The sequence below is a fragment of the Arthrobacter sp. GMC3 genome (assembly GCF_002929305.1).
Lineage (GTDB): Bacteria > Actinomycetota > Actinomycetes > Actinomycetales > Micrococcaceae > Specibacter.
Genome location: NZ_PJIO01000012.1, coordinates 42,149 through 53,849 on the forward strand (window position 1 = coordinate 42,149; position 11,701 = coordinate 53,849).

Here is an 11,701-nt window from a genome sequence, read left to right on the forward strand (position 1 = left end):
GCGCGAGAAATCACGCGCCGACACTAATGAGTTGGATTTGTGCTGCGGGCGAGTGGAATTTGCGCGCCCGGGTCACCTCCCGGAACGTACCGCTGTTACGTCACCTGGACGGCCGTGGAGCGGGTTGAGCTGGTGCTGTTAATCCTGTTTTCCAGCTCAAGTTCCAGATGACGAGCTCAGTTGTAGCTACCGATATCTGGCGACGTGCCAGTGAGCCGTTAGGAGCTGCATCGATGCCGATGTCAATGCAACGAGGCTGCGCCAGTGTCTAGTGGCTGACGCAGCCTCGTTGTGATTCTCTGCTCTGTGTGGGAATCGCGGAGTCAACGCACACTGTGCCAGTGATGTCCTAGCCCCGGTGAGGCGCCGGATTTTCCCGGCCACCAAAAGGTGTCCGGACTCGGCCGATTGCTCGTGGCGGATGCCTGATCAGTAACGGTGAAGCGGTCCGAGCGACAAATTTCAATCCTGCCGATATCGCGGATGTGTCTAGTGGCCTTCTTCACTACGGCAATTTGTGGCCGCCGAGGCGGAACAACTCGTACCACTCGGCGCGGGTCAATGGAAGTTCAGAACCCTGAGCCGCTCCGGATACCCGTTCGGGGGTGGTCGATCCCACTACTACCTGCATGTTCGCCGGGTGACGAGTTATCCATGCCGTAGCGATTGCGATCGACGGGACAGCGTATTTGGCGGCTAGCCCGTCTATGGCAGCATTTAGTTCAGGGTGAGCCGGTGACCCCAAAAATACTCCATCGCCACGTCCGCTCTGGAATGGCGACCATGTCTGGACCGTGATCGCGTTTATGCGACAATACTCGAGCACGCCGCCGCCGTCGACGTTAACTGCTTGTTCTGTGTTGAGCATGTTTGCCGCGATGCCTTGGGCGATGATTGGTGCATGCATTATTGACAGTTGTAGTTGATTTGCCACGATTGGCTGTCGGACAGCAGTCTTGAGTAGATCGATCTGGCGCGGGGTGTGGTTGGAGACCCCGAAGGAACGAACCTTTCCTGATTCTTCGAGGTGGTCGAAGGCGCGTGCTACTTCTTCTGGTTCAACGAGAGCGTCTGGGCGATGCAAGAGGAACAGGTCCAAGTAGTCGGTTCGGAGTGCTCGCAATGACCCCTCCACCGACTCCACAATGTGCTCGTAGGAGAAGTCGAAGTAAGGGCCTTCCTTCACGATGCCCGCTTTTGTTTGGATTGTGACTTTTTCGCGTTCAGATGGGGTCAGCCGGAGTGCATCGGCGAAACGCTTCTCGCACTCGTGAACGTCCCCGCCATAAATGTCGGCGTGGTCGAAAAAGTCAATGCCCGAGTCACGGGCCACTCGGACCAGTTCACGAATTGCCTCATCGCTTTTGTCCGCGATGCGCATGAGGCCGAGCACGACATTCGGGGCTAGCTGGCCAGAAGCGCCAAGCGGGATTGATCTCATTATTCTTCTCCTATTATTCAGGTGGTTGCGGGCGAGCTGAGTAGCGCACGGCGACGCCTTCGTTCCCGCTGTTCATCAGGGTCAAGCACGGGATTGGACATGATGAGTTTTTGAGTGCTCGGGTGCTGGGGGTCTTGCATGAGGCTGTCTGTAGCACCTGCTTCGATGATTCGCCCCTCAGACATCACGACGGTTCGGTGACTGATGACACGGACTACATCGAGATCATGTGAAACAAACAGATATGCGACCCGGGTGCGCTCCTGAAGTTCGATCAGCAGTGCAAGTATGCGCTCTTGCGTAGTCAGGTCAAGAGCACTGACTGGCTCGTCACACACGATCAGTCGCGGGTCAAGAGCAAGGGCCCTAGCAATCGCGATTCGTTGACGTTGCCCGCCTGAGAAGTCTCGGGGGAAGCGACGATCGGCTCCGCGCGGCAGGCCAACCATTTCGAGTAAATCTGCTACTCGTGTCCGAGCCTTAGAAGCGTTCATTCCTCCAACGGCCGCCAAGGGCTCGGTGAGAATGTCACCGACTGCCATCAAGGGATTTAGTGAAGTGTAAGGGTCTTGAAAGATGACCTGGATGTCTTTACTCAGGCCCCGGCGGGCGCGGCGTGATAGGTGCGAAATATCGCGGCCATCGAAAGTTACCCGACCACCACTTACGGGGGCCAGTCCCAGTACCGCTCGGCCGACTGATGTTTTCCCGGATCCAGACTCCCCGACGACACCGAGTGTCTCGCCGATGCCCACGTGGAGGCTGATTCGATCCACAGCACGGAAGGGTTTCCTACGGCCAGGTATCGGGTAGTCGACCTCGAGGCCGTCGATGGTGAGGAGCTGGCTGTCGCTGGGATTGGCGGCAGGTTCTCCTGCGCGCTCAACTTTAATAATATTCATCGGACAGCCATCCCCTCAATACCTTGATTCGCTGAATCGGTAGCCAGTTTTGCCGAAGAGTCGGGCACTACCCAGGCCCCCCGATTGGGTGCGTTGACTAGAGTCGATGCCAGTAGCGACTGGGTGTATGGGTGATGCGGGTCACGCAGTACTTGGCGTACGTCGCCTGTTTCGCGGATCTGGCCGTCTTGCATAACGATGACCCTGTCGCACAGGTCCGCGACAACACCGAGGTTGTGCGTCACTAGGAGCACACCAAGCCCTCTTTCTTTTTGCAAGCTGCGGAGCAAATCGAGAATCTCGGCCTGCACAGTCACATCAAGCGCCGTGGTTGGCTCGTCGGCGATGAGGAGCTTTGGCTCGCAGGCCACCGCACCTGCGATAAGGACGCGCTGAGCCATTCCACCACTGATCTGGTGTGGATAGCTGTCATAGACTCGCTGCGGGTCAGTGATTCCTACTCGGCCAAGAAGCTCCAACGCTTTCTTACGTGCAGAGCTGCGTGAGTGCCCGGCAATCTCTCGGAGTGGCTCGGTGAGCTGTGACCCGATAGTGAAGCTGGGGTCAAGGTTGCTCATTGGTTCTTGAGGAATGTAACCAACTGTTTGCCCCAGCAGCCGACGTCGATGACGTGGCGACAAGCTAGCTAGCCGGGTACCGGCTACTGCAACGGAACCTGCCCGTTGGTAGCCGCCATCAGCGAGCAATCCGAGCGTTGCCAAGATGGTTTGGCTCTTGCCTGACCCCGATTCACCCACAATTCCTACAATCTCGCCTCTTTCCACCGACAAAGTCGTGTCATGGACTACAACCAATTCCGTTGAGTCGGCTTGTGCAAATGCAACGCTCATCCCATCGATCTCCAACAGTGCGGTTCCCCTTGACCCACGAGGGCTAGGGGTAAGCGGGGCTAAGGCGAGTTTGGGTGCCCGTACCGGGGGCCGTCCGCCTGCGACGGTGTCGCCGATAGCATTTGCTAGGAGCAAGAAGGCGCCTGCGGTGAAGGCAATCATCAGCCCAGGCCAGAGTAAAAGAAAGGGTGCAGTGTAGAGGTTTTTGAATGCGTCGAGCAGCATTGTGCCCCACGTGGGAGTGCTGGCATCTCCAAGGCCGAGGAAGGAAAGGCCAGCTTGCATGACGATTGCGAGGCTTCCGATTGACGCTGACATGATCACGATCGGGGCGAGGATAACGCGCAGGATGTGTCTGAACACGATCCGTATGGGCCGCACTCCGCTAACTCGAGCCGCGTCGACGTACAGTTCGTTGCGCACGGCCACAGTCTGATTCCTCACCAACCGGAAAAAGTTGGGTGAGAGAATGACACCCAGCACGACCATAGTCACCCCGACCGAGGGCCCAATAGCCGCGAACATGGCGATCAGGACCATCATGCTTGGAAGCACAATAATCAAGTTGGCCGCCCAGCTGAGCACATCGTCGATAACACCACCGCGATAACCGGCCACCAATCCGGTTGCAAGTCCGATCACGGCCGAGACGGCGACAGTGATAGCGACGCCTAACAGGGTAGTCCGGATCGCGAAGACCAAACGGCTAAAAACATCCCTCCCCGTACCATCGCCGCCCAACCAATACTCGGACGAAGGGGGCTGATTGATCATGTCCAACCGAGCCGTTTCGGGGTTGTTTGGGCTAATCCACGGAGCAATGACGCCGGCAATGACGATGACGGAAAGTAGAATCGTTGATATCCAGAACAAGGGGTTTCGACGAAGAGTTGCCCATCCGCGCAATGCGCGCGCATCGATCGGATCAGTCGTGGTGCTGACGCTCATTGGAGCCTCACTTTCGGGTTGACCCAACCTGCAGCTATATCTACAAGCAAGTTGACGACCACGACCACGATCGCCATAGTTATCAGGACGCCCATCACGATGGGAATGTCGCCTTGCAGTGTCGCGTCAACGGCGAGATTGCCCATTCCTGGCAGGGCGAAGACTCGCTCGATTAAGACTGCGCCGCTCATCATCCCAATGAACTGAAGTGAGAACACTGTCAGTGCGGGTGAGGCGGCATTGCGCAATGCATGCTTGAGAACGACACTCCGTTCAGATAATCCACGTGCCCGTAGCGTTCGGACGTAGTCCTTTTGAAGAACCTCAATCACAGCACCACGAATTTGTTGAGCCGCACCGGCGACACTGCCAACCACGATTGCGATGACCGGAAGGACGAGGGAAAACAGCCACCCAGTGACCGACACTCCCGGCGAAACATAGCCTGTGGCCGGGAAAAGCGGAATCGAGATCGCGAACGCAGAGACCAAGGCCAGTGCCAGCCAGAAGTTCGGAATGGCTTCACCCGTAACAGCGACAAATTGTAACGCCCGGTCCCCCGCACTGCCACGACGGCGCGCGGCCGCCACCCCCAAAACAAGACTGACCACCACAGCAACGGTCAAAGCGACCACAACTAGGGAACCTGTAACGGACAGGCGTGTTAATACGGTTGCGAGCACAGGCTGGGACGTGAACCATGAGTCTCCGAAGTCACCTTGCACAGCGCGAGTGAGCCATTCCACGTACTGGACCACCAGGGGTCGATCCGTGCCTAATTCGGCGGCTTTCTCGTTGATCTGCTCTTCCGTGGCAAATTCGCCAAGGATGTTCTGTGCCACGTTTGTGCCTCCGCTGTAGATCAAGGCGTAAGCGACTGCCGTGACAGCGATCAACAAAACGATGCCGCTCGCTACTCGGCGGGCTACAAATCTCCACAACACCCTCATCAGCTAGCTGAGGTAGGGCGGTAGTTGCGAAGGTAGGGTACAACGTTCTGTGGGTGAATATCGAAGTCGATGGTCTTCGAGGTGTAGTAGAGGCGCTCCGCCTGGTAAAAAGGGGCAAACCAGGCTTCCCCTACAAGCCACTCATTCATATTTTGTAGCGCGGAGGCGTACGCCTCCGGGGTACGGCTGCCGCGCGTGGCCGCATAGTGTGCATCCAATGCAGGGTTTGTTACCTTAAAGACATTCCAGGGTGCCGAGGTTGGAATGTGCTTTTGCACGTCCCACCAGGGATCCCCCGTGCCGACACGATTGGAGAAGAGAGCGTAGCGGCCGGACTGGATCTCGGTGATGTAATTGCCGACGGTCTCCTGCCGATAGGTGACGTTGATACCGACGTCGCCGAGTTGTTGACTCACCAGTGTCGCTGTCATGTCGGTCTCGTTCTGGGGCATTACGACGGAGAAACCGTTGGGATAGCCAGCTTCGGCCAAAAGGGAACGTGCCTTATCCGGGTTATAAGGGTAGGCGTTGGCAAGGTCGTCGCGATGAGCCACACTACTGACACTGAACATTTCTGCGGAGTGAACACCCTTACCAAGCTGAACAGCTTTCAGTAGTCCAGCAGAATCGATGGCGTAGTTGATTGCCTGGCGAACGCGCTTGTCAGACAGCTCTGGAACGAGCGTTCCATTGCGGTCAGCCAGGTGCAGCCCCACTCGATCACCGGGTTTGCTCTTGATAGTCATGCCAGCTGACTGCGCTTCTGCAGTTGTCTGGGGCGATCCTGCCATCCCTAGCACTTGGCCCGAGCGCAATGCGTTGAGGCGGGCCGTTACTTCCGGGATTGGCTTAACAATGACTTCATCAAACGGGAAAGACTGAGCATCCCAATAGTGCGGATTTCGAACATATGTGTAGTGCGACCCGCGAGCCGTTCGGCTCGAGTCAAGCTGATACGGACCTGCCGTGATAGGCGCGTCCCTGCCTTTGGCCGTGCCGAGTCCTTCAGGTTTGGCTACCACGCCAGCAACCATCGTCAGGTAGGTGAGGATGGCCGGATCCGGCTCAGCCACGCGAAGTATCACCGTGTGAGCGTCAGGCGCACTTGCGGTGGCCCCACGAAGCATAAAGTTATTCTGTCCGGTTCCTTGCTTGTGGTGTTCCATGTTGGCAACGACGTCAGCCGAAGTCACAGGTGAGCCGTCGGAGAACCGCAGGTCATCTCGGAGAGCCAACGTCAACTCAGTTTTTTCATCGTTGTAGGCAAATGACTCGGCCATGCCGGGAACAATCGTTGCATCCGGTTTCAGAATCAAAAGCGTGTCATACAACGGCGTCCAATAGCTCACCCGGTGTCCGTTTTCTAGAGCAGCAGGATCGAATGAGGTGGTGTCGTTCTCAGAAGCTAAAGTCAATGTTGAGGACTTGCCGGGCCCCGGGGCCGGGCTGCCGCATCCCGACAGCCCGATCCCACCTCCAATAGCCATTACCGGTATTAGTCCGACGAGCGTCCTACGGCTCAGAATAACTTTCATGAAGGGGCTCCTTTGTCTCTTCGGTGTGATAAATCGGTTAACGGAGTGCGAGAAGATCGAGTGCCTTGATTTGATCGCTGAGGGCTCGAAGGGGACGCATCTCATGTTCGCTCAGGGGGCCAGCGCCGTTCATTCTGCTCCAAGGGGCGATATCGAGTCCAGGGCTGGTGTACCCAAGCAACTGCTTCGCGGCCGAGGGGAACTTAGTTCCGCCGACAGCTTCAGCAATAGTAAGCAGTCGCTGAGCCTCACGCGTCTCGGGAGTATCCCTGTCACCGTTCTCCACCAGCCACACTGTCAGTTCGGCGAACATCCCAGCACAGCATCCAGAGAATCCGTCGCCACCCATCTGACGTGACTCAATCATGCTGCTAATCTGTGCGTTGTAGAAACGCAGAGGTGTTCCTTCGCAAGCCTTGATCTTCTTTGCGTATTCGTTGAGATCGTGGCTAACGTCCTTGTGGTAGACAAACCTACCTGTCTTGGCAGCCCAACCGAGGATCTCCGAAGGGACCAAGCGAATCCACGGCGTCGGGCACTCGTAGAAGCCAAGGGGAATGTCGTCCGTCAGGTCGACAATTTCCTTAAGGTGATCGAACCACTCACTTTCATTCAGACCGCGCTCTCCGAGGTGGTTGGTGATAATGATGGCGGCGTCTGCCCCGGCGTCTCGGGTTGCCTTGATCGATGCCGCTTCCTGAGCAGCCGAAGCGCCCTGGCCAAAGGTGGCAGTGGCAATGACACTGGCACGACCAGCAGCACGTGTTGCCACTCTTTCAGTCAATGCGAGACGCTCCGAAGGTGTAAGAAATTCAACCTCACTTGATCTTGAGCAGGTAAAAAGTCCGGTGATGCCCCGGTCGATGTACCAATCGGTCATCCGATCAACACCATTCCAGTCGATTGACAGGTCTGCGTTCATCGGCGTCCAGCACACAGCCCAGGTTCGTGCGGTTTGGAGAAATTCGCTGCTCATTAGATGTCCCTCTACTCGGCGAAATGCCATACTGTTCCATTTACATTGATTAGTGTCGTAATAGTACATTAATATGTACTATTCGTTCACTATCCTCAATGCTAGAGTCTCCAATATCGATTTACAAGAGCTAAATAATGTTCTTTGAATGCATATATAGAAGGTTGTGCGACATGCCCTTAGCACCCAGCAAGCCCGCCTCCATGGTTCTTCAGCCACTTACCGTCCCGACGTACCCTCTAACCGCTCGCCTCACCCCGGCAGCGATCGCTTCCTGCCTGGCTTTACATATCGCAAACGGCATCGACAATCGCGCGGACCTTGCCCGCGCCAGCAACTTGTCGCGGACTACGGTCGCCACTGGTGTGGACTTCCTTACCGAACGCGGCTTGCTGGAACGTTCAACCACCCACACACCAGATGGGCGAGGGCGACCATCCGATCGCCTCCATTTCGCGGCACCGATCGGCCTGATCGCTGTGGCTGATTTGGGAGTCACCTCATCGACCGTGAGTTTGTTTACACCTGATCAGACCTGCTTGGGGAGTCGCCTGGTCTTCGTGGACCTCGCCCGGGGGCCTGAGATCGCCGTGCCCGCCTTGTTGGAACATCTTCAGTCGCTCATCTCATCGCTCGACGAGACTTATGGAACGGTCGAAATCTGCATGATTGCAGTTCCAGGTCCAGTAGATGCCCGCCGCAGCGGCGTCAATCGTCCACCGTTACTGAAAGGCTGGGGCACCTACTCCCTCGAGAACGCATTCGTGGCTGCCCTAGGATGCCCCGTCATTGTCGACAAAGACGTCAACCTGCGCGCGTTAGGTGAAGCCCGCACATCGGTGCCCACCGACCTTCCTCTGATTCTCGTCAAGGTGGCTTCAGCCATAGAGGCGGGCATTGTCTTGGCCAATGGCGACTTGTACCGAGGAGTTGAGGGATTCGCTGGAGATGTCGGGCACATTGCCAGTCGTGCAGCGGGAGACAAGCTGTGCGCGTGTGGCAACACAGGCTGCCTGCAGACTATCGCTTCCACAGATGCCCTCGTCTCACAGCTTTCTGAACTACGCGACGAGAATCTCGACCTAGGCGATTTTGAGCGACTAGTCGGAGCCGGAGATCCGGCAGCCACACGAATACTTCGTGAAGCCGTCAGGGGACTTGGAGAGGTACTCGCAGGATTAGTTAATTTCACCAATCCGAGCCGGATTGTTCTCAGCGGCACAGTGACACATTGGAACCCCGGAATCTTGTCAGGCCTTCGCGGTGCTATCTACGAACGAGCTCTACCTATCGCTACCAGCCGGCTAACGGTCAGTACCGCAGTGCATGGAGACTGGTCAGGAGCGGCCGGTGCCCTCACGCTGGCTCTTGAAGCAATATTCAGCGCAGAGCGCCTGAGCTCACTCTCGGTCGAGGATTTCCACTCGTGAATGTGTAGAGAAACCAGATGCCTGCCCTCTGTAAGGCGACGTCTGGACTCAGCCAGGGATCTGGGGGCCGCCACGTCTAAAGTACAGAATTTGGACAGGTTCATAAACCCGCTTCAAGCATATTCATGGGTACGTGACGTTCTAGAATTACCAGACAGCAAATCATTAGATGGGGAATGGGACTGCCCCGGGTTTCGTTGACTCTCAGGGTCTAGTGTTTCTAGGCCGCTCTGAGGTCGGTATTCATTGTCCCAAACTCGATCGGGGTTAGCCGGCCAAGTCGTCGTTGTCGACGTTTGCGGTGGTAGGTTTTCTCGATCCAGGTCACGATTGCCAGCCGTAGTTCTTGGCGTGTGCCCAGCGTTGTCGGTCGAGCACATTCTTTTGCAGTAGCGCAAAAAATGACTCCATTGCGGCATTATCGGCGCACGCGCCCACCTGGCCTATCGATCCTGTCAGCCCGTTGGCCTTCAATGTCCTGACGAAGGCGTTGGAGCGAAATTGAGAGCCGCGGTGCGAATGCACCACGGTTGCCAGTGGGGACCTGAGCGACACCGCGTTGCGCAGGGCGACCACGGCCAGTGACGCCTTCATGCGTGAGTCGATCGAGTAGCCGACGATCCGGTTGGAGTGGACGTCCTTGATCGTGCACAGATAGAGCTTGCCCTCGTCGGCTTAGATTCAAGGGATCATCGCAACACCCCAATCCCGGAGGAGTGCGATGAACCCTTGAATACAAGGTTGCGAGGCCGTCTTTGGGCTATTTTTCATGGCCTCCAACAACCGAGAGGAATCGCAGTCCGGGCTCCAGGACGTGGAAGCATCACCAACGCACCCGGGGCGCCTTCCCCAATCCAAGCAGACCCAAGGGGAACCAATGGCACCGAGCCCCCGGTGCTGGATGGCAATGGTCGTAGGTTCCGAACCAAACACTAGGACCAGCGTGCATCACTTTGGAAGAATTCCAACCGACATAGGCCCTAGGACATTCGAACCGAAACAGCCGGCGATTGAGGGCGGGAATTTCAACCTCATGTAAATACCAACGAATACTATCGACGCAGATCAGAGCATGTTGAGTACTCAAAACCCCTCATTAGTTATCAACGTTCATTAGCCCCGCTTTACAAGTATCGGGTTGCCACCCCTTGCCACTACCCCGTATTGGCCTCTGTTCCAGAGGCTTCGTTGGGACAATGACAGCTACTAAACACTCTCCAGTTTGCGTTGATTCTGGAGAGTTTATGGCGAGTCGGTCATAATCGCTCTTCCAACTCTGGGCTGAAAGAGGCTGCCTCCACCGCCAAGTCTACGAGCTCGCTCAAGGTTCGCGGCCCTGTCCCAGCCTGAACGCTTAGACGAACTCACACCAGCAGCGCAACGAAGCCCTTGTATACCTAAATCAAGAACTCAAATGCCACCTAGCACCAAGATCCGGCTTGTCGCGACGACTGATCCAACTGACTTGTCCACACATGCTATTGTCAGCGTCGAGCGGATCGATCTGATAGTTCGGCGATGACGGCCTTCTCGAGCGCATTGACGGCACCATCAATGGCAGCAATCCGGTTGGCCATATCAACGATTTCGCCCAGGTCCCCCTGTTCTGTGTCTAGTCGCCGCCACACCTCGGCGGGGTCGATATCGACGAGACGAGCGAGCCGCTCATCTGCCACCTGATGTTGGTCACGAACCAACCTCACTAGGTGACGCATCAACAGAGCCTCGTCGTCAGCAATCTTCAGGTCCGCCATGATGACGAGCCAAGCGACCCATAACATTAGCTGAGGATACTGACTCCGCTCGCTCAGACTCTCCGCAACTTCGATCACCCGTGCTTCATTGCGAAATACGGCTTGTGCGTGTCGCCCCGCGATAAGCGTTGTATATCGGTTCATCAATACGCCGAGCGGAACACCGACTAGTGGGATGCCGATCTTGATGACACTGCGTTGCAGCAGGTACTTTCCTACAAAAGGAAGCCCCTTCGCTGCGGCCAGTATCGGCCCGGAATAGAAGCGCTTGATCAACGGCCGCATCATGGCTGGACCCACCTTGATCATGCCCTCGCGCACGACTTCCCCACCTTTGATCGTGAAGGCGACCCTGATCAGCTTCCACATGTCTTCGGGGTCATAGAGATCGAGTGGGACTCGATACAGGACCGCGATGTCGTAGGCAAGACGGAGCTGGAGCTGGGTGATGAATGCGACGTCAACCATTACGGTGGCGACGGCTGCCGGGACAGTTGCCGGCGAAGCACCCCCAAGGCTCCCCATTGTGGTAATGATAGCTGCCGAATAGGCGGCGGCAGAGAGCCCTCCTTCGAGCGCGGCGTACCTCGCAGCCATCTTAATTCGCTGGTCGACGATGCCATCGGCGGGCACCCCCTCATATCGCTCCTGGAAATATTGCCAAGTGACCTTGTCCGTGTACGAGCCCAGCGCGTGAGCGCTGAGCTTCGTGAACCACCCGCCAGACTTGATGTCGTCCGGGCTCAGTCCCTTAACGAACTTCCTCAGTTCGGCTCGCTCATTCTCTACAATCTTCTGATCAGCTTCAGTCACGGCGTCATTTTGAACGTCATTCGGAGTTTCAGGCATAGCGAATTCTCCCTTGTGGATTCTGTGTCTCGCTTGTTCGTAGGGTCTTAGAAGACCCGGATGAT

At 56.6% G+C, this 11,701-nt stretch carries 8 protein-coding genes and 1 pseudogene; 1 reads left to right on the forward strand and 8 read right to left on the reverse strand.

Features of this window, described 5'->3' with window-relative positions:
• Positions 1–505 precede the first annotated feature (505 nt).
• The 6 genes from CXQ94_RS17055 to CXQ94_RS17080 are packed head-to-tail and all read right to left on the reverse strand — an operon-like array spanning position 506 to position 7,603.
• Complete coding sequence (locus CXQ94_RS17055; protein WP_104091787.1) at positions 506–1,441, reverse strand: aldo/keto reductase family oxidoreductase; 936 nt, start codon at positions 1,439–1,441, stop codon at positions 506–508.
• A gap of 17 nt (positions 1,442–1,458) precedes the next feature.
• On the reverse strand, positions 1,459–2,343 hold the full coding sequence (locus CXQ94_RS17060) for an ABC transporter ATP-binding protein (RefSeq protein WP_104091788.1): 885 nt from the start codon (positions 2,341–2,343) through the stop codon (positions 1,459–1,461).
• Entirely contained in the window at positions 2,340–4,142 is a 1,803-nt protein-coding gene (locus CXQ94_RS17065; protein ID WP_104091789.1) for a dipeptide/oligopeptide/nickel ABC transporter permease/ATP-binding protein, read from the reverse strand. Before CXQ94_RS17065 ends, CXQ94_RS17060 begins: the two co-directional genes overlap by 4 nt.
• Positions 4,139–5,092 carry an ABC transporter permease gene (locus CXQ94_RS17070; protein WP_306418914.1) on the reverse strand — a complete coding sequence of 318 codons (954 nt, stop codon included), beginning with the start codon at positions 5,090–5,092 and terminating at the stop codon, positions 4,139–4,141. Before CXQ94_RS17070 ends, CXQ94_RS17065 begins: the two co-directional genes overlap by 4 nt.
• A complete protein-coding gene (locus CXQ94_RS17075; protein ID WP_181034272.1) occupies positions 5,092–6,627 on the reverse strand; it encodes an ABC transporter substrate-binding protein in 1,536 nt (511 codons plus the stop codon). The genes CXQ94_RS17070 and CXQ94_RS17075 overlap by 1 nt, the downstream gene beginning before the upstream one ends.
• Before the next feature lie 37 nt (positions 6,628–6,664).
• Positions 6,665–7,603, reverse strand: coding sequence for a dihydrodipicolinate synthase family protein (locus CXQ94_RS17080; RefSeq protein WP_181034273.1), 939 nt, complete (start codon positions 7,601–7,603; stop codon positions 6,665–6,667).
• 173 nt (positions 7,604–7,776) lie between these two features.
• Between CXQ94_RS17080 and CXQ94_RS17085 the strand changes: the two genes are divergently transcribed.
• Entirely contained in the window at positions 7,777–9,033 is a 1,257-nt protein-coding gene (locus CXQ94_RS17085; RefSeq protein ID WP_181034274.1) for an ROK family protein, read from the forward strand.
• 220 nt (positions 9,034–9,253) lie between these two features.
• Here CXQ94_RS17085 and CXQ94_RS17090 read toward each other — a convergent pair.
• Positions 9,254–9,705, reverse strand: a pseudogene (locus tag CXQ94_RS17090) (transposase); the annotation flags it as partial.
• An 812-nt stretch (positions 9,706–10,517) separates the two neighbouring features.
• Entirely contained in the window at positions 10,518–11,636 is a 1,119-nt protein-coding gene (locus tag CXQ94_RS17095) for a hypothetical protein (protein WP_104091793.1), read from the reverse strand.
• Positions 11,637–11,701 lie beyond the last annotated feature (65 nt).